The following is an 18344-nucleotide window of genomic DNA, read 5'->3' on the forward strand; positions in this document are numbered from 1 at the left end:
TGTCGCCACAATTCGGACACCTGTCGCAGCCTTTCCACCCACATGCCCCGATGACGCCACCCCGCGGCCGTACGCCATCACGGCGGGATCGGCGGCCCCGCGGACGGCGCCCGGCGACGGCGCTGCTTCCGTGGCCGGACGCGGGCGCCCTCTACACTTGCTGTCGTGACTCAGAAGCGCGGTCCCAGACGGCGCGATCGCCACGGTCGCGGCCTCCGCGGCCCGCTCGCCCCCTCCCACGTCCCCATGGCCAAAGCCCGCAGCGAACGCTTCGACGACCTCGTGCTCGACGCCGTCGACCGGCTCCGGCCGCGCTGGGACCGGCAGCTCTCAGCCGTGGAGTTCGCGGTGGAGGAGGTGCCGCCGCTGAGCGAGCTGGGCGACGGGCCCGGCGTGGGCGCCGACCCGATCCCGTTCGGCCGGGCGGACACGGCCAGCGGCCAGCGGCCGGCGTCGATCGTGGTCTACCGGCGCCCGCTGGAGGCCCGCGCCAGAGACCGCGACACCCTGGGCGCGATGGTCCACGACACGGTGGTGGAGCAGGTGGCGACCCTGCTGGGCCTGTCACCGGAGACCGTGGACCCGGGCTACGACGACCGCCGCTAGGCCCCGAAGCCCCCCTCCGCGACCGTCATCTGATCCGTTCCCACAGGTGGATCGTGACGGTGTCGCCCGGACCCTTCCCGATCACCTCGCGGAGCTCGTTCTTGACGGGCAGCTTGTGCGTGCCGTCCCCGAGCGCCATGAACGAGCTCTGGAACGGATGACCATCGACGGTCCCGCGGATCTTCACCAGCCCCCGCGTCCCGAAGAACCCGGCGGAACCGGGCATCACCACATACGTCCAGCCGCCCTTGCCCGGGCTCTTCAGCAGCGTCGCGGTGAACTCCTTGTCGAGCACAGCGTTCTCCTGCGCCATCGTGACTCCCCGCTCCATCATTCGACGATCTCGAGGCCGTTGCCGTCCGGGTCACGCAGAGCGAACATCGGCGGGACGCCGCCCCAGAGCAGCAGGTCACCCACATCGATCCCGCCTGCCACCAGCTCCTTGTGCAGCGACGTGGCGTCCGCCGTTGTGAGGCGTATGCCGGTCTCGACCCCGGGTTTCGCTCCCGGAGACGCCGGAAGGAGTGCGATCGTGGTCGTCGCTCCGGGGGGCGCCACCTCGATCCACCGTCCGCCGAGTTGCTCGACCGGCGCGTCCATACGCTTCTCCAGCCCCAGCACCCCCACGTAGAAGGCGACGGCCCGGTCCTGGTCGGTGACGGGCACGCCAACGGTCCTGACGCCGGTGATCGCGGTGCTCACTTGCTCGCCCACTGCGGGCCTCCTGTCGTTCGGTTCGCCAGGTTGGACTCGCCGGCTGAGCGAAACTCATCGCCCTTCCTGCGGCGAAATGCCAGAGATCGCGCAGAGCCCCAAGCCCGCTCAGGGCAGGACGACCCGGGGGTCGTCGGCCAGGGGTGGGAGCATCGTCCACATCCGCGCCGCCGCCAGCGGTTGCGCCGTGATGAGCAGGCCCGTCTTCAGGCGTTCCTCCACCACCCGCCCCCCGTAGACCTCCCCGGAGACCGGCGTGACCACCAGCGCGAACTCGCCCTTGGCCTTGATGCCCACGTTCCTGGTCCGCCCCGCCGGCACGTCTACGTCGAACGGCTGCTCCGCCGCCCCCTTCGCCGGCACCACCTGCACCCGCACCTTGCCCGGCCCGCCGAGTGCCGTGAGGACCAGGCGGGAGCCCGTCGCGTTGCGGGCCACCGCGCTGCCCAGCTCCAGTGACGGCGTGCCGGCGGTGTAGGCGACGTCGGAGCGCTGGCCCGTGCCCGTGATCACCACCCCGGCCACGATCGGGACCGGCGAGGTGAGCACGAGGGCGGCGGACGAGGCCCCCACCCCCGTGGTCACGTCCAGCGAGACCACGCTGCCCGCCGGGATGTCGAGCGTCTCCCGGCCCTTCATCGCGTACTCGGCGTCCTCGCTCACGGCCTTGAGCCGCACCACGGCGTCGCTCTCGCCGGGGGCGGCGACGAGGAGCTCGCGGCGGCCGCCCCCGCCGGGGATCCCGGGGACGACCACGCGCGTGGCGGGCGGCGCGGCGGCGGGGAGCCAGTCGACGCCGCCGGTCTCCAGCGTGGTCCTGGCGGCGACGGCGACGCGGCCGAAGACGGTGGTGACGCTCACGGTCATCACGTCGGCCGACGGGGCCAGGTCTTTCAGGTCGATCTCGCGGTGCTCGCCGGGCGCGATCTCCAGGCCGATCCCCTTGTCGCCGGAGACGGGCCCCTCGGCCGCGTACACCTGGACGTCGGCGAGCGCGGGCGCCTTGTCCGCGTTGGTGAGGTGCAGGCGCACGTCGGCGCTCGCGGGGCCGGGGCCCACCAGCCAGGTCTCGGCGGCGGGCTCGGTGCAGCGGACCCCGGCCAGCCCGCGCGCGCCGCCCTCGGCGGCGCGGGTGAGGTAGCCGGCCTCCAGCCCGCCGGGGCCGTTCGTCACGTACGGCTTCCCGTCCCGCATCGTCTCGCCGGACAGCGTGCCCGGCAGGTAGACGTTGACGTGCTCGCCCTTCGTCCCCGGGCACACGGCGGTGACCGACTCGACGGCCACCTTCCTGGGCCCCTCGGGGACGGGGACCACGGGGCCTGGCCTGGTGACGAACGCGACGCCGTACATGGCGATCAGCGCCACGACGACCAGCGCCAGCAGCCCGAACCGGTTCTCCACGAAAGCCTTCACCACGCACCCGCCACTGCATATCGGCCGGGACCACCGCGAAAGGCCCTCATCAGGCACCCGCCAGAGCAGCGGCCGGCGCTTCCACGCTCTCCCCCGCGCTCTCCCGCCGCCCCGGCGCGGCCAGGAGCGCCACCAGCAGCACCAGCGCCCCCTGCGCCCACAGCCACGGCAGGTGCAGCACGCTCTCCGGCTGGGCGGGCACGCGCGTGACCGGCTCGGCCAGCCGCCACAGCCCGCCGAACTCCGACAGGCTCAGGCGCTGCAGCGACGGCTGGGAATCGAGCGTCTTGGTCAGCTCGGCCGTGAACGGCGGCGCCACGGCGATCATCGCGATGCCGTGCTGCGCCAGCGTGGCCGCGTCGCCGCCGCGCCCGCCGACGAGGCCCTGCGCCGCCGTGGCCACCCGGGTACGGGCCTCGGACGCGACGGGCAGCTCGGATTCGCCGATCAGCGGCATACGGCCGTGCAGCACGGTGAACGCGGACCCCTTGAGCACGAGCGTCCGCTCGCCGTTCGCGGTGCGGGCCGCCGCCAGCATGGGCAGCACGTCGGGCGCGTCGCCGACGAGGGGCCCGCGTACGCCGTTCACCATCCAGTGGCCGGCGGCGAGCAGCGGCGTGCTGAACGCCACGGCCGCGACCAGCGTCGCCCCCACCCGCCGCAGCCCGCCGCCCGCGCGCAGCTCGGTCAGGCGATGCGCGGTCAGGCCCACGAGGACCAGGAGCCCGGTCCCCGCGAACGCCAGCGGCACCCCCGGCCAGGCCCGCGCCCCTTCGACGGAGATGCGGCTGACCACGATGGCCGCCAGCACCCCGTACAGGGCCACGCCCCAGCCGATCGCGACGATCATCCGCTGGCGGCGCATGAGCAGCGCGGCCAGCGCCGCCGCCACGAGGCCGGCGCTCACCCAGAACGGCGGCAGGCCGGGACCTCCGGGGCTGAGCGCGAGCAGCGACTCGGCGGGCAGCGCGGGATCGACGAGGGCCGGGTCGTGCAGCCCGGCTTCGAGCAGGATCCTGCCCGGATCCGTCACCAGGCCCGCCAGCCACGGGAACAGCAGCGCCACCGGCACCACCAGCGCCACGGCCATGGACGTCGCCACGCCCCGCCGCCCCCCGCCGAACGCCACCGCCCCGAGCACGCCCAGGACGGCGAAGAGCGGGTAGACCAGCGGCACGAACGCCGTCCCCACGGCCAGCGCCAGGCCCAGTCCCCAGGCCGCGCGGCGGGCCCGGCGGCGCTCTGCGGACAGCAGCGTCGTGCCGAGCGAGGCGTAGAGGGGCACCAGCACGAACACCACGGCCGTCCCCAGCCGCCCCGACGCGATCGCGCCGGTCGCGACGGGCAGCAGCGCGTACGTCCCGGCCGCCCACGCCCGCGCGGGCACCGCCGGGATGACGTGCCGGGTCGCCAGGTACGCCGTCGCGCCCGCCAGCGGCACCGAGCCGAGCAACAACGCGGAGACCGCCAGCCAGGTCTTGCCGAGCGTCAGCGTGGACAGGGCGGCGAGCACGGCGACGTATGGAGGTGCCCAGGCGGCCGAGCCCAGGCCGAGATCGTGGGAGCCCTCGGTGTAGAAGGCCCAGAGGTCCGCCGCGCCGCCCGTCACCGGGACGAGTGCGCCGCCGCCGAGCCGTTCGCCTCCCAGGAGGGAACGCTCGGCGATCAGGGAGACGACGGCCAGCGCGAGCATGAGGACCACGCCGGGACGGGTGATGAACCGCTTGACCGCGCCCGAGTCGTGCGGCACGGCCGCGAACTCGTCCTCCGGGGAGGCCGGGGTGGTGGCGTGGTGGTGGCGGCCGGTCGAGTCCACGGGCGCTTCGCCGGCGATCAAGCTCTGCACCATGTCGGTGAGCCGCCGGTAGGCCGCCCACCGCGAGGTCATCAACCGCTTTATGCGGATATATCCCTTCTTGCGGCCGTGACGGCGCGCTCTCCGCGCCTTCATCAGCCGGAACGGGTGCGCCAGGATCGAGCCCATGGCCACGACCTCGTCCAGCGCGTTCGCGGGCTGCTTGCTCACGATGAACAGCAGCGTCCTGAAGGCCGAGCCGAGCACGTTGCGCAGCAGCGCCCACAGCATCGCGCCGAACGGCAGGTTCGCCATCACCACGAAGATCGCGTTTCGCCGGTCCAGCCGGCGCGGATGGTCGCCGCTGACCGCGATGCGCCGCCGCCTGCGCGAGGCCGCCTCGGCGTGCCAGGCCACGGCGGAGGTCACGTTCAGCACCCTGTGCCCGGCGTTGCGCACCCGCCAGCACAGGTCGAGGTCGTCACGGAACAGCGGGAAGAACGGATCGAGCCCGCCTGCCCGCTCCCACACGTCGCGGCGGATCAGCATGCCCGCCGTGGACACCGACAGGACCTCCCGGGTCCCGTCGTGCTGCCCCTGGTCGAACTCGCGCGGCTCCAGCCCCGTGTCCCTGCGCCCGGTACGGCCCACGGTGACGCCCACTTCGAGCAGCCGCCTGCGGTCGATCCAGTCGAGCAGCTTCGGGCCCAGCACGGCGGCCTTCTGATCCTGCTCGGCGGCGTGCAGCAGCGCCTCCAGCGCGTGCCGGTCAGGGGCGCAGTCGTCGTGCAGCAGCCAGATCCACTCGTCGCGGCCGGGCGGCAGCTTCGCGAGCGCCTCGGCGACGGACTCGCCGAAACCGGCGGAGCGGGGCAGGGAGATCACATTGGCGTTGCCGAACATCTGGGCGAGCAGGCCGGCCGAGCCGTCCCTGCTGCCGTTGTCGACGCCCGCCACGCGGTCGGGCCTGCGGCTCTGGCCGGCCAGCGCCCGCAGTGTCTCCCCGAGCCAGCGCGCGCCGTCATGAGCGACGACGATCGCGGTGACGTAGGGACGGGACATGGGTGGACGACTCCTGGGGGGTTGATCAGGCGCGCCCACCATACAGGTGCAAGCTCAATATTCATGCGAAAAAGGGCCACACGGACAACCCGCGTGACCCCCTCGCCCATATACCTAAACGGCCTGGCGCTTGATCCGTCTGCGCTCCCTCTCGGACAGTCCACCCCAGATGCCGAACCGCTCATCGTGCTCGAGTGCGTATTCCAAGCACTCTGCACGGACCTCGCACGATCGGCAGACCTTCTTGGCCTCTCGGGTAGAGCCGCCCTTTTCCGGGAAGAACGCCTCTGGATCCGTCTGCGCGCACAAGGCACGCTCCTGCCAGCCAAGTTCTTCAGCGTCAAGCTGATCCTGTGCGATGACCGGATCGGTCACTGCACACCTCCCTGCCGCCCGCCCGCAATGGAGCCCCCCATGGACGCCTTCCTTACTACCCACCCACTGGAAGGCGTAACAACATGGTTGTAATTACACGCGCGTGCCGTACGTGACGTCAAGCGGCATGCGGGTATCCGGGGAAAGACCAGATCTCGCCCCGGTGTGCTCGGCATGTGATGTTCGCACCCGGCCAGCGCCCTGCGTACATGGCGCCGACCAGGCGTTTTCAATGCTGTCAGCGGTCGGAACCGTACCAGGGCGGGATAGACGCCCGCCCGTGGCCCACCTTCTCTCTAGCCGTACATTGCCGGTCCGTTACCTGCGTGGCTCATTGGGGGTGTATATGGCGGTCGGGTCGATCGGGTCGTCCCCCGGCCGGCGCTGGTCGCCGCCGAAGGAGCCCGATGCGAACGACGTGGGATCGAGCCGCATCGTCGATTCGCCCTGAGCCTCGCTCCAGCCGGCCGGGGCCTGGTGGGTGGGCTGGTACTGGCCCTGCTGGGGCTCGTACCCGCCGGCCGGCTGCTGGTGCTGCTGCTGGGGGGCCTGCTGCTGCGGGTGGCCGAACGGGTCGTCGTACGAGCGGCCCGCCTGGCTGGAGTAGTCGGGGACGCGCAGCTCGGGCGGGGCGTACTGGGCGCCCGAGTGCTGGTACGTCTCCGCCTGCTGGTAGGCGTCCATGAGCTGCTGCGAGCGCGGGTCCACGGGCGCGTCCGGCTCCTGGTAGGCGGCCGGCGTGGCGTACTCGTGGCCCGAGTAACCGGTGAACGGCTGACCGCCCTGCGGACCCGGCTGCCCCTGGGGACCGCCCTGGGGGCCGCTCTGCTGGTCGAACGCGCTCTGCCCGAAGAAGGAGGACCCCTGGCCGAACTGCTGCTGCTCGGCCTGCGGGTACGGGACGCTCGGCGCGGTGTCGCCCGCCGGGTACGCCTGCTCCACGGGGGCGGCGAAAGCGTTGGGCGTGGTGTCCGGCGGCGCGTACTGGCTCTGCTGGTCCCCGGGCGGGGCGTACGGGTTGAGCTGGTCGGCGGCGGCCGGCGCGTAGGGGTTCGGGCTCGGCTGGCCGACGCCCGGCTGGCTGTCCGCCGGGACGTAGGGGGCGGGGGTGTACTCGCCGGCGGGCGGGGTGGCGTAGTCGAGCGGCGGCTGGACCGACGGCGTCGTGTCCGCCGGCGCATAGGCCGGCTGGCCGAAGCCGGAGTCCTGGCCGGTGCCCGGGTTCTGCCCGAAGCCGGAGTCCTGACCGAGCCCGGGGCCCTGACCGGCACCCGGGCTCTGCCCGAAGCCTGAATCCTGACCGAAGCCTGAATCCTGACCGAAGCCTGAATCCTGACCGAAGCCTGAATCCTGGCCGAAGCCGGCGTCCTGGCCGAAGCTCTGCGGCGGATACGCCTGGTCGGCCTGGCCGAACTGCGGCTGCTCAGGCTGGCGCCGGTCCGAGGGCGCGGCGGGGAGGGCGGCCCTGATCGGCTGGTACGCCTCCGGCTGCGCGTACAGCGGCTGGACCGCCTCGGGCTGGCCGGCGGGCGCGTAGGAGCCCTGCTCAGGCTGGCCGCCGTAGCTCGGCGGCTGCTGACCGTAGCCCTGACCGGGCGGCATCTGCTGACCGGACGGAGGCTGCGGGCCGTAGCCGAGCTGCTGACCATAACCACCGGGCTGGCCCGACGGGGGCTGCTGACCCGACGGGGGCTGCTGACCATAGCCAGGCTGGCCGTAGGGCGCCTGCTGGCCGGGCTGGGGCTGACCGGGAGGGGACTGCTGACCAGAGGGCTGACCGGGAGGGGGCTGCTGACCTGAGGGGGGCTGCTGGCCGTAGGGCGGCTGCTGACCGGACGGAGGCTGCTGGCCGTAGCCGGGCGGGGCCTGCTCCTGCTGTCCCGCCTGCCCGTAGCCGGGCTGAGCCTGCTCCTGGTGCCCGTAACCGGGCTGGCCCGACGGCGGCTGCTGACCGTAGCCAGGCTGACCGTAGGGCGCCTGCTGACCGGACGGAGGCTGCTGGCCGAAGTACGGCGCCTGCTGCCCGAAGTCCTGGTGGTAGACCTGCGCGACGGGCCGCTCGGGCAGCACCTGAGGCAGCAGATAGACCAGCGCGATGGCGGTCAGCGCGAGCGTCGGCACGCCCAGGAGCACGAACTCCACCGTCCCGCGCACGCCGCCCCCGGAGAACAGGCCGAGCACCAGCGACAGCATGCCGAACACCGCGGCGAGCAACAGCCCGGCCGCGGACCCGTACATGATGGGCTTGGCCTTGGGCGACGGTTCGCCGACCTTGGTGACGAGCACCACGGCGCCCAGGAGCAATGCCGTCACGAGCGGGCTGGTCAGGCTCGAGAAGTTCTGAGCCGCGCGTTCCATGAAGGACGAGCCGACCGAGCCGATCACGATGTGGCCGATCGCCAGCAGCACGTTCAACAGTCCGGTGACAAGCATGATCCAGGCGGCCGGCTCCCTCAGCCGGGCGACGTCAAGTTTGCTCATAGCTAACCCCCAACGGACCCTTTGGCCCGAAGGGAGTTTGCCACATCACTCGCTTACTCGGCGGAAGTCCCAAGAACCTCATACATCCCAATTCGGCCCATACCAGCAAGGACACCCCTACCGAGATGGAGAAAACCACTCCCGGGGTGGGGTTGTCAGAGCCCGGTGGAAGACTGGGCCGCATGCACATCGTGTCCCTCGCCGGCGGCATCGGCGGCGCCCGTTTCCTGCGTGGTCTGCGCCTGACGGCGTCCGACGCCTCCATCACCGTGATCGGCAACACCGGTGACGACATCACCCTGTTCGGCCTGCGCGTCTGTCCCGACCTCGACACCGTGATGTACACCCTGGGCAGCGGCATCGACGAGGAGCAGGGCTGGGGGCGGGCCAAGGAGTCCCACGTCGTCAAGGAGGAGCTGGCCGCGTACGGCGTCGAGCCGCAGTGGTTCGGGCTGGGCGACCGCGACTTCGCCACCCACATCGTCCGCTCGCAGATGCTGGAGGCGGGCTATCCGCTCTCCGAGATCACGCAGGCGCTGTGCGCGCGCTGGCAGCCGGGCGTGCGGCTGCTGCCGATGACCGACGACCGCTGCGAGACCCATGTCGTGATCGAGGACGATCAGGGCAAGCGCGCCATCCACTTCCAGGAGTGGTGGGTCCGCCTGCGCGCCTCCGTCCCCGCGCAGTCGTTCGCGCTGGTGGGGGCCGGCACCGCCAAGCCCGCGCCGGGCGTGCTGGAGGCGATCGAGCAGGCCGACGTGGTCATCCTGCCGCCGTCCAACCCGGTCGTGAGCATCGGCACGATCCTCCAGGTGCCCGGCATCCGCGCCGCCCTGCTCGCCAAGACCGTGGTCGGCGTCTCGCCGATCATCGGCGGCGCGCCCGTGCGCGGCATGGCCGACGCCTGCCTGACGGCCATCGGCGTGGAGACGACGGCGCAGGCCGTCCTCGACCTGTACGGCTCCGAGCTGATCGACGGCTGGCTGGTGGCCGAGGAGGACGACGGCGTCGCGCTCGACGGCGTCCGGGTGGTCGCCCGCCCGATCCTCATGCACGACGCGGAAGCCGCCGCCGCCATCGCCCGCACCGCCCTCGACCTCGCACTGGAGCTCGCCCGATGACTTCTCCCCTGGCCACCCCCGGCGTGCCGCGCCGCGTCGAAGTGATCGCCGTCGAGGGCATCGGTGAGGTGCGGCCCGGCGACGACGTGGCAGGGCTGCTCCAGGACGCCGGTCTGCGCGACGGCGACATCGTGGTCGTCACCTCCAAGATCGTGAGCAAGGCCGAGGGCCGCGTCCGCCAGGCGCCCGACCGGATCCAGGCGATCGAGGACGAGAGCGAGCGCGTGGTCGCCAGGCGCGGCGACACCGTGATCTCCCAGACCCGCCACGGCTTCGTCATGGCCGCCGCCGGGGTCGACGCCTCCAACACCGAGCCGGGCACGGTGCTGCTGCTGCCGGAGGACCCCGACGCCTCGGCCGAGCGGATCAGGAAGGGCCTGCCGGCCCGGACCGGCGTGATCGTCTCCGACACGTTCGGCCGCCCGTGGCGCAACGGCCTGACCGACGTGGCCATCGGCGTGGCGGGCATGCGGCCGCTCGACGACTTCCGCGGCTCGTCCGACGGCTACGGCAACGCGCTCAACGCCACGGTCACGGCGCTGGCCGACGAGATCGCGGGCGCGGCCGAGCTGGTCAAGGGCAAGCTCTCCGGGGTTCCGGTGGCGATCGTGCGCGGGCTGGCCCACCTGGTCACCGACGACGCGGGGCCGGGCGTCCGGCCGCTGGTCAGGGCGGCCGACGACGACCTGTTCCGGTTCGGGTCGCGGGACGTCGTGTTCGCCCGCCGGACGATCAGGGAGTTCGCCGACCGGCCCGTCGACGGCGACGCCGTGCGCAGGGCGGTGGCGGCGGGCATCGCCGCGCCGGCGCCGCATCACACGACGCCGTGGCGGTTCGTGCTGGTGGAGTCGCCGGAGACCAGGACGAAGCTGCTCGACGCCATGCGCGACGCGTGGATCGAGGACCTGCGCGGCGACGGGTTCACCGAGCAGTCGATCGCCAAGCGGGTCAAGCGCGGCGACGTCCTGCGCAAGGCCCCCTACCTGGTGGTGCCGTGCCTGGTGATGGAGGGCTCCCACACCTACCGGGACGAGCGGCGCAACGCCTCGGAGCGCGAGATGTTCATCGTCGCGACCGGCGCGGGGGTGGAGAACTTCCTCATCCAGCTCGCCGTCGAAGGGCTCGGCTCGGCGTGGGTCTCGTCCACGATGTTCTGCCGTCCGGTGGTCCGCGAGGTGCTCGATCTGCCCGGGTCATGGGACCCGATGGGCTGTGTGGCGGTCGGCCACGCGGCCGCGCCGCCGCGCGATCGCGCACCCCGCGACCCGGCGGATTTCATCGTCACACGCTGACCGCGTTTTCGGACCACGGTCAGCCAGCCGTTTACCGTTAGGAAAGTTTCCTTTACATTTGGAGCATCCCCCCATGTAAAGGAGCCAACTTCATGAGAAGGATGCTCACGTTAGTCGCCGTGGTGGTGATCGGCGTCGCGACGACGCTGTTCAACACCACTCCGGCGTTCGCACACGGCTACGTCAACTCGCCCCCGAGCAGGCAGGCCAACTGCGCCCAGGGCAGGGTGTCCAACTGCGGCAACATCATCTACGAGCCGCAGAGCGTGGAAGGCCCCAAGGGGCTGCGTAACTGCCACGCCAACCTGGGACAGTTCGCCCAGCTCAGCGACGAGAGCAAGGCGTGGCCCGTCGCGTCGGTGGGCAGCACGGTGACCTTCAACTGGACGTTCACCGCCAGGCACGCCACCCTGAACTACGAGTACTACATCGGCAACAGCCGGGTGGCCGTCTTCAACGGCAACGGCCAGCAGCCGCCGGCGACCCTCTCGCACACGGTCAACTTCTCCGGCTACTCCGGCCGGCAGAAGGTCCTGGCGATCTGGAACATCTCCGACACCACCAACGCCTTCTACTCCTGCATCGACCTGAACATCGGCGGTGGCGGCGGCAACCCGACGCCCACGCCGACCCCGACCGTCACCCCGACGCCGACCCCGACGCCGACGGTGACCCCGACGACGCCCTCCGGCACGTGGAGGGCCGGCGCCACATACGCGACCGGCAGCACCGTGACCTACAACGGCTCCACCTACCGGTGCGTCCAGGGTCACACCGCCATCGCCGGCTGGGAGCCGCCCAACGTCCCGGCCCTCTGGCAGAAGGTCTGATCAACCAGCGAAAAGGGGGCGCTCACGCGCCCCCTTTTTTCGTCCGGTCAGGTCGTGGGCTTGCAGGTGGGATGGCACAGCCTGCGGGCCAGGGCCGCGAGGAACACGTCGATGATCTCGCCCGGCTCCTGGGCCTCGTGCAGGGAGCCGTTCGTGGCCGCGGTGATCTGGGACAGGCTCGCCCGGTCCACGCCCTTGCCGAAGGCGATGATGACGATCTGTACGGGCTTGTCCGGGTTCCACTCGCGGCGGAGATGATCCAGGAGCTGCGTCAGGTTCGAGCCCTTGCCGTCGTCCCGGCCCGCCGTGATCACCAGCAGCGAGTTGTTCATCTCCTCGCGGTAGTCGCCGGTGACCTCGCGGAAGCCGCTGAGTATCGCGTCGTAGAGCGAGCTGTCCCGCTTGGGATGGGCGGTGATCGTGCTGGTCAGCTCGTCCAGGCGGCTGCGCCGGATGACCTGCCCGCTGGCCGGCTCGCTGATCGGGCCGAGCCCGACCCGCTCCTGGTAGCCCTTGATGCGCCCCAGCTTGTCGGCGAACTCCCACATGCCCATGTGCGTGGAGTTCGGGAAGAGCTGCAGCCCGATCTTGGCCGCGTCCAGCGCCACCCTGACCTTGGTGCTGCCGTTCATCGGCTCGGCCATGTGCTTGGAGGTGTCGGCCAGCACGAGGATGTTCGTCGGCGGGGCCAGCCTGCTCCAGGCGCGCAAGGCCTCGTCGATGTCCTGCGGCGACACCGACGGCCTGGCCTTCGGGGCCGCGGACGGGATCTGCGGCCCGGGCGAGAGCGGGCCCTGGGTGCCGTCTCCCGACCTGAACCCCGCCCGCCGGATCACGTCCTGGGCCTGCGCGCCGGTCAGCCAGCCGGCGAAGACCGTGGACGCCTCGGCGACCGTCGGATCGGTGGCGGTGACGACGTACGGGTAGTCCAGGTTGATCGTGCCCTCGCGCGGGTGCAGCGCGACGACCGGGTCGGCGGAGGGTCGCAGGTTGTGGTTCCACACCGACTGCTCGGGGACGATGACGACCGGGCGCTGCCAGAAGGTGTGGTCGTCGACCGCGGCCAGCATGCTGCGGTAGTCGGGCGCCGAGCCCGCCTGCGCCCAGCGGACGAACGCGGTCAGCGCCTTGTCCGCCGCCGGGCCCGTGCCGACGACGTCCCTGGCGGCGGCCACGGTCGCGATGCCCGCTCCGGCCAGCGACGGGTCGGGGACGCGTACGACGTCCGGCTCGTTCGCGTTGGGCGTGAGCCGCCCGCGCACGGTCGAGGGGAAGACCATCCGCCAGTTCATCTCCGTCTTGCCCACGGAGAAGCGCTGGGCCAGCGACGACCGGGTGGCGAACACCAGCGGCGACGTGGCCACCACGCTCTCGCCCGCGGGCAGCGCACTCGCGCCCTGCTGGCGGGCCAGCCTGATCCAGGCCGAGGAGTCCGCGATCCAGCCGTCGGGCCGCTCGCGCAGCACGCCCGCCCGGTCGCCGATCAGCGTGCGCAGCACGGTGGCCGGCGGCTGCTCGGTGACCTGCACGAGCACGCACCGGCCGCCCACCGAGGTCTTCGTCTCGTTGAAGCGCCCGGCGGCCTCCATGACCGCCGGCGCCACATCGACCGCGGCGGCCACACCGACCAGAACAGGCTCTCGTGTGGTGCACAGCGTGGCGCCGCCGCCGAACAGCACGACGAGGGTGGCCGCGACCACGACGACCACCGTGGTTCCCGCCAGCATGCCGCGCTGGAGCGCCTTCCTGCGTCGCTGCTCGGGGAGCAGCGCGGCGCGGTGCCGACCCAACCGCACGGTGAACCTCTCTCCCAGGGGAGTGATGATTCTCCCAGCGCCTCCCATAGCGGGCGCAAGACTTGTTAGAACATGTTATAACTACGCCATCGGCAGTACCCGCCGCACGCTCTGGCACACACCGTCGCTCGCCTCGGAGGCCAGCAGCCGCTCGGGGCTCGGGATACCGTACTCGGTAGTGCGCTGCCTGACTGGCCGGCCGGTCACCTCGACCATCTCGCGCAGCTCGCTGATGGTCTTGTAGGAGCCGTTCTCCGAGCCCGCCATCCTGCTGATGGTCTCCTCCATCAGCGTGCCGCCGAGGTCGTTGACGCCGCCCTGGAGCACCTGGCGGCACAGGTCGTCGCGGAGCTTCACCCAGGAGCACTGGATGTTGTCGATCGCGCCGTGCAGCAGGATCCTGGCCAGGGCGTGCACGGCCCGGTTCTCCTGCGCGGTCGGCCCCGGCCTGGCGATGCCGGCCAGGTAGATGGGGGCGCTGGTGTGCACGAACGGCAGCAGCACGAACTCCGAGAACCCGCCCGTCTTCTCCTGGATGCTCCTGATCAGCTTGATGTGCTTGACCCAGTGCAGGTGGTTGTCGACGTGCCCGTACATCATCGTGGACGTCGTGGGGATCCCCACCTCGTGGGCGGTGGAGATGACGTCGATCCACTCGGCGGCCGGCAGTTTGCCCTTGGTGAGCACCCAGCGCACGTCGTCGTCGAGGATCTCGGCCGCCGTGCCGGGCAGCGAGTCCACGCCCGCCTCCTTGGCCGCCTCCAGCCAGTCGCGGACGGAGAGGTTCGTGCGGCTTGCCCCATTGATGACCTCCATCGGGCTGAACGCGTGCACGTGCATGCCGGGCGTCCTCGCCTTCACGGCTTTGGCGATGTCGAAGTAGGCGGTGCCCGGCAGATCGGGATGGATGCCGCCCTGCATGCACACCTCGGTCGCGCCGGCCTCCCACCCCTCCTGCGCGCGGTCGGCCACCTGGTCCAGGCTCAGCGTGTACGCGTCCGCGTCGGTCCTGCGCTGGGCGAAGGCGCAGAAGCGGCAGCCCGTGTAGCAGACGTTGGTGAAGTTGATGTTCCTGTTGACCACGTAGGTGACCTCGTCGCCCACGGCCTGCCGCCTGAGCTCGTCGGCGATGGCGGCCAGCTCGTCGAGCGCCTCCCCCTCCGCCCCGAGCAGCGCGACGGCCTCGGCGTCGGTCAGCCCGGCCGGGTCGGCCCCGGCCCGCCGGAGCGCCTGCCGGAGGTCGCCGGGGATCACGGCGGCCGTCTGGGGCAGACGGTCGCGCAGGGCCTCCCAGTCGCCGTAGACGTTGTCGAAGTCGTCACGCCGGTCGTTCGTGCGCCCTGAGGTGTCCACCTCGACGTGCAGGTCCACGCGGCCGGACGCGGCGAACCCGCCGTCCGGCTCCTGCCACGGCAGCCCCTGCGGCCGGGCGTCCGCGCGGGCCAGGCCGGTGACCGGGTCCGCCAGGGCGGACACGTGCGCGATCAGGCGCGGGTCCAGCCAGGGCTCGCCGGCCAGGACGTACTCCGGGTAGATGGTCAGCCGCTCCCGCAGCTCGAAGCCGGTCTCCGCGGTACGGGCCGCGAGGTCGTCGATCTGCGGCCAGGGGCGCTCGGGGTTCACGTGGTCCGGGGTCAGCGGCGACACCCCGCCCCAGTCGTCGATCCCCGCCCTGATCATCAGCTCGTACTCGGCGTCCACCAGGTTGGGCGGGGCCTGGAGGCGTACCCGGGGGCCGAGGACGAGGCGGGCGACCGCGATGGTGGCGGCGAGCTCCTGCAGGTCCGCGTCCGGCAGGCCGCGCATGGCGGTGTCCGGCTTGGCGCGGAAGTTCTGGACGATGACCTCCTGGATCCCGCCGTACTCGCGGGCCACCCGCCGGATGGCGAAGATCGACTCGGCCCTGTCGGTCACGGTCTCGCCGATGCCGATCAGGACTCCCGTGGTGAACGGCACGTTCGTCCGCCCGGCGTCCTCCAGGACGCGCAGCCGCACGGCCGGGTCCTTGTCCGGCGAACCGTAGTGGGCCTGCCCCTTCTCCTCGAACAACCGCCGCGACGTCGTCTCCAGCATCATTCCCATGGACGGCGACACGGGCTTGAGCCGCTGCAGGTCACGCCAGCTCAACACGCCCGGGTTGAGGTGCGGCAGCAACCCGGTCTCCTCCAGCACCCTGACCGCCATGGCGCGTACATAGGACAACGTGTCGTCATAGCCGTGCGCGTCCAGCCACTCCCTGGCCTGGTGCCAGCGGTCCTCCGGCCGGTCCCCCAGCGTGAACAACGCCTCCTTGCACCCCATCGCCGCACCCTGCCCGGCGATCTCCAGCACCTCGTCCGGACTCAGAAAGGGCGACTCCAGCTTGTGCGGCGCGGTCGCGAACGTGCAGTAGCCGCACCGATCACGACACAACCGGGTCAACGGGATGAACACCTTCTTGCTGTAGGTGATGATCCCCTCACGGCCCACCGCCTTCAGCCCGGCATCGCGTACGCGGGAGGCGTGTTCGAGAAGAGCGTCGAGGTGCTCACCCCTGGCGTGCAGCAGGACGGTCGCCTCGGTGACGTCGAGGGTCTTGCCGTCGCGGGCGCGGGCGAGAGCACGGCGGAGCGCGGAATCGCTGACGAGATTCATAAGGGCACAGTACGACGGGCTGAGTTCACCACCCGCACCCAGGGGGCACGTGTCAGAAGGACCGGTAGTCGCGGGCGGGCATCCTGGGCCCCCGCGCGGGCGGGCGCAGCCCCGTCAGCCAGACGAAGATCGTCGCCCGATGCCGATGCCCCCGGTACGGCTCCAGCAGCCGCAGCATGCCGGGATCGTCGGTCTTCTCCCCCGTCAGCGCGTAGCCGACCAGCTTGGCCAGATGGAAGTCGCCGACGCTGACGGCGTCCGGGTCGCCGAACGCCCGCTGGCGCACCTCGGCCGACGTCCACACGCCGATCCCCGGCAGCGCCCGCAGCAGCCGGTCCAGCTCCTGCGTCGTCGCGGCGGCCTCCAGCTTGTCCGCGTGCCAGGCGGCGTTCGCGATCGTCCGCGCCCGCACGGCCTCCGCGCCCGCGCGGTGCCAGTGCCAGGTCGGGATCTGCCGCCACACCACCGGCTCGGGGACGACCCGCATCCCCTCGGGCGCCGGCCCTGGTGCGGGCTCGCCGTAGTGGTCCAGCAGCCACCGCCAGGCGCGCCACGCCTCGCGGCCGACCACCTTCTGCTCCAGCACGGCCGGTACGAGGGCCTCCATGACCCGGCCCGTCCTGCCGATCCGCAGCCCGGGATGCCTCTTGACGGCCTCCGCCAGGACCTCGTGCCTGACGCTGAACCCGGACAGGTCGTCGAGGGCCCCCAGCATCGCCGGCATGGACTCCAGCGCGTGCTCGGCCCCCGGACCCCACGCCTGCCCGTGCACGGCCCCGGCCTTGACGCGCACTCTGAGCGTGCACGGCCCGCCGGGCGTCCTGGAGGTGCGCCACACGGCGCCGTCGCCGGTCTGGCGCCACGTGGGGTCGCCGCTGCCGCGCTTGTGCGGGGCCAGCGCCAGCCCCGCGTCCAGCGGCCCGCCGGGCACCCACGTCCGCTCCATCACGTGTCCAGTCTGCCCCCGGCCAGGACCTGGTCAGACCCACCGCCGAGCGGAAGCCGTGCAGCCGCCAGTCTGAGGCCGCGCGGACTCCCGACGAAAGCCGTGCGACCGCCTGGCGGGAGCCGTGCAGCCGCCTGGCGGGAGCCGTGCAGCCGCCGGGCGGGAGTCGTGCAGCCGCCGGGCGGGAGTCGTCAGACGTCGCTGGAGTAGCGCATCGCCCGCTCGGGCAGCTCGATGCCCGGCCAGATCCGCACGCCGTTCTGCAGCTCGTTGCCCGGCCCGACGATGGCCCCGTCGCCGATCACCGCGTCGCGCACCACCGTGCCCGCGCAGATCCGCGCACCCTGGCCCACCACGGAGTCCGTCACGCTGGCGCCGGACTCGATGACGCAGTCGTCGGTCAGCACCGAGCCCACCACCGTGGCGCCCGCGTGGACGACGACCCGCGCGCCCACCACCGTGCCGCCCTGGACCTTGGCCTCCGGCGAGATGCTGGCCCCTTCGAGCGCCAGGTATTCGCCCGTGGCCCCGGGCAGCGCGGGCGAGGACAGCCGCCCGAGCACGAGGTCGCGCGAGCCCTGCACGTAGGCGGCAGGAGTGCCGACGTCGAGCCAGTAGGTGCGGTCGGCGTAGCCCAGCACGAGCTCCCCCGACTCGATCAGCCCGGGGAACGTCTCCCGCTCCACCGACACGATCTCGTCGCGCGGGATCTGGTCGATCACCGACCGGGTGAAGACGTAGCACCCGGCGTTGATCCGGTTGGTCACCGGATTGGGCGTCTTCTCCAGGAACGCCGTCACACGTCCCGTCTCGTCGGTCGGCACGCACCCGAACCGGGAGGGATCATCGACTTCTGTCAAATGGAGCGTTACAGCGGCCTGCCGCGCACGATGGCTGCGTACCTGATCGCCGATGTCGTGACCGGAGAGGATGTCGCCGTTCAGGATGAGCACCGGGTCGGACGGGCCCGCTGTGAGCGCCTCCGCGGCGTTGCGGATCGCGCCGCCGGTGCCGAGCGGAGTCTCCTCGGTCATGTATTCGAGCGAGAGCCCGAACGCCGACCCGTCGCCGAAGGCGGGCTCGAACATCGACGCCTTGTACGAGGTCGCGAACACGATCCGGCGCACACCGAACGATCGCGCACGGGCCAGCTGGTGAGCCAGGAACGGCACTCCGGCGGTCGGCAGCAACGGCTTCGGCGTGCCCAGTGTCAGCGGACGCAGGCGCGTGCCCTGCCCCCCGACCAGGAGGATCGCCTCGAGGTCTGGCAAAGAGCTCT

At 71.9% G+C, this 18344-nt stretch carries 14 protein-coding genes; 4 read left to right on the forward strand and 10 right to left on the reverse strand.

Annotated elements, in window-relative coordinates:
• Window positions 1–165 precede the first annotated feature (165 nt).
• The gene (locus ABEA43_RS00550; RefSeq protein ID WP_345557457.1) at window positions 166–606 is read left to right on the forward strand and encodes a metallopeptidase family protein; all 441 of its coding nucleotides are present in this window, start codon (window positions 166–168) and stop codon (window positions 604–606) included.
• Window positions 607–631: 25 nt separating this feature from the next.
• Here the strand turns inward: ABEA43_RS00550 and ABEA43_RS00555 are convergent, their stop codons facing one another.
• From ABEA43_RS00555 to ABEA43_RS00580, 6 genes are all read right to left on the reverse strand, one after another.
• On the reverse strand, window positions 632–919 hold the full coding sequence (locus ABEA43_RS00555) for a DUF1905 domain-containing protein (protein ID WP_345557459.1): 288 nt from the start codon (window positions 917–919) through the stop codon (window positions 632–634).
• A 17-nt stretch (window positions 920–936) separates the two neighbouring features.
• Window positions 937–1320 (reverse strand): VOC family protein, encoded by a 384-nt coding sequence (locus ABEA43_RS00560; RefSeq protein WP_345557461.1) that lies wholly within the window; start codon window positions 1318–1320, stop codon window positions 937–939.
• A 108-nt stretch (window positions 1321–1428) separates the two neighbouring features.
• Window positions 1429–2736, reverse strand: coding sequence for a DUF5719 family protein (locus ABEA43_RS00565; RefSeq protein ID WP_345557463.1), 1308 nt, complete (start codon window positions 2734–2736; stop codon window positions 1429–1431).
• A 46-nt stretch (window positions 2737–2782) separates the two neighbouring features.
• Entirely contained in the window at window positions 2783–5590 is a 2808-nt protein-coding gene (locus ABEA43_RS00570) for a glycosyltransferase family 2 protein (protein ID WP_345557465.1), read from the reverse strand.
• A gap of 114 nt (window positions 5591–5704) precedes the next feature.
• Window positions 5705–5965 (reverse strand): WhiB family transcriptional regulator, encoded by a 261-nt coding sequence (locus ABEA43_RS00575; protein ID WP_020546325.1) that lies wholly within the window; start codon window positions 5963–5965, stop codon window positions 5705–5707.
• A 318-nt stretch (window positions 5966–6283) separates the two neighbouring features.
• Entirely contained in the window at window positions 6284–8446 is a 2163-nt protein-coding gene (locus ABEA43_RS00580) for a hypothetical protein (RefSeq protein WP_345557468.1), read from the reverse strand.
• 182 nt (window positions 8447–8628) lie between these two features.
• On the opposite strand from ABEA43_RS00580, the gene cofD reads away from it, so the two are divergent.
• From cofD to ABEA43_RS00595, 3 genes are all read left to right on the forward strand, one after another.
• On the forward strand, window positions 8629–9567 hold the full coding sequence (gene cofD / locus ABEA43_RS00585) for a 2-phospho-L-lactate transferase (protein WP_345557470.1): 939 nt from the start codon (window positions 8629–8631) through the stop codon (window positions 9565–9567).
• Window positions 9564–10859 (forward strand): coenzyme F420-0:L-glutamate ligase, encoded by a 1296-nt coding sequence (locus tag ABEA43_RS00590; RefSeq protein WP_345557472.1) that lies wholly within the window; start codon window positions 9564–9566, stop codon window positions 10857–10859. Before cofD ends, ABEA43_RS00590 begins: the two co-directional genes overlap by 4 nt.
• Before the next feature lie 92 nt (window positions 10860–10951).
• Complete coding sequence (locus ABEA43_RS00595) at window positions 10952–11689, forward strand: lytic polysaccharide monooxygenase (RefSeq protein ID WP_345557474.1); 738 nt, start codon at window positions 10952–10954, stop codon at window positions 11687–11689.
• A gap of 47 nt (window positions 11690–11736) precedes the next feature.
• Here ABEA43_RS00595 and ABEA43_RS00600 read toward each other — a convergent pair whose 3' ends face one another.
• The 4 genes from ABEA43_RS00600 to manB form a co-directional block, all read right to left on the reverse strand.
• The gene (locus ABEA43_RS00600; RefSeq protein WP_345557476.1) at window positions 11737–13485 is read right to left on the reverse strand and encodes a substrate-binding and VWA domain-containing protein; all 1749 of its coding nucleotides are present in this window, start codon (window positions 13483–13485) and stop codon (window positions 11737–11739) included.
• Between the two features lie 81 nt (window positions 13486–13566).
• Entirely contained in the window at window positions 13567–16119 is a 2553-nt protein-coding gene (locus tag ABEA43_RS00605; protein ID WP_345557478.1) for a bifunctional FO biosynthesis protein CofGH, read from the reverse strand.
• Between the two features lie 52 nt (window positions 16120–16171).
• The gene (locus ABEA43_RS00610) at window positions 16172–17065 is read right to left on the reverse strand and encodes a DNA-3-methyladenine glycosylase family protein (protein WP_345558752.1); all 894 of its coding nucleotides are present in this window, start codon (window positions 17063–17065) and stop codon (window positions 16172–16174) included.
• 191 nt (window positions 17066–17256) lie between these two features.
• Complete coding sequence (manB, locus tag ABEA43_RS00615) at window positions 17257–18336, reverse strand: mannose-1-phosphate guanylyltransferase (RefSeq protein WP_425570140.1); 1080 nt, start codon at window positions 18334–18336, stop codon at window positions 17257–17259.
• Window positions 18337–18344 lie beyond the last annotated feature (8 nt).

It is taken from the genome of Nonomuraea rosea (assembly GCF_039539705.1).
GTDB classification, from domain to species: Bacteria; Actinomycetota; Actinomycetes; order Streptosporangiales; family Streptosporangiaceae; genus Nonomuraea; species Nonomuraea rosea.

What these genes read in the sequence shown, in the direction of transcription:
- ABEA43_RS00555 (WP_345557459.1), bottom strand. Translation starts at nt 919, where the DNA reads ATGGCGCAGGAGAACGCTGTGCTCGACAAGGAGTTCACCGCGACGCTG.
- ABEA43_RS00570 (WP_345557465.1), bottom strand. Translation starts at nt 5,590, where the DNA reads ATGTCCCGTCCCTACGTCACCGCGATCGTCGTCGCTCATGACGGCGCG.
- ABEA43_RS00580 (WP_345557468.1), bottom strand. Translation starts at nt 8,446, where the DNA reads ATGAGCAAACTTGACGTCGCCCGGCTGAGGGAGCCGGCCGCCTGGATC.
- cofD (WP_345557470.1), top strand. Translation starts at nt 8,629, where the DNA reads ATGCACATCGTGTCCCTCGCCGGCGGCATCGGCGGCGCCCGTTTCCTG.
- ABEA43_RS00590 (WP_345557472.1), top strand. Translation starts at nt 9,564, where the DNA reads ATGACTTCTCCCCTGGCCACCCCCGGCGTGCCGCGCCGCGTCGAAGTG.
- ABEA43_RS00595 (WP_345557474.1), top strand. Translation starts at nt 10,952, where the DNA reads ATGAGAAGGATGCTCACGTTAGTCGCCGTGGTGGTGATCGGCGTCGCG.
- ABEA43_RS00605 (WP_345557478.1), bottom strand. Translation starts at nt 16,119, where the DNA reads ATGAATCTCGTCAGCGATTCCGCGCTCCGCCGTGCTCTCGCCCGCGCC.
- ABEA43_RS00610 (WP_345558752.1), bottom strand. Translation starts at nt 17,065, where the DNA reads ATGGAGCGGACGTGGGTGCCCGGCGGGCCGCTGGACGCGGGGCTGGCG.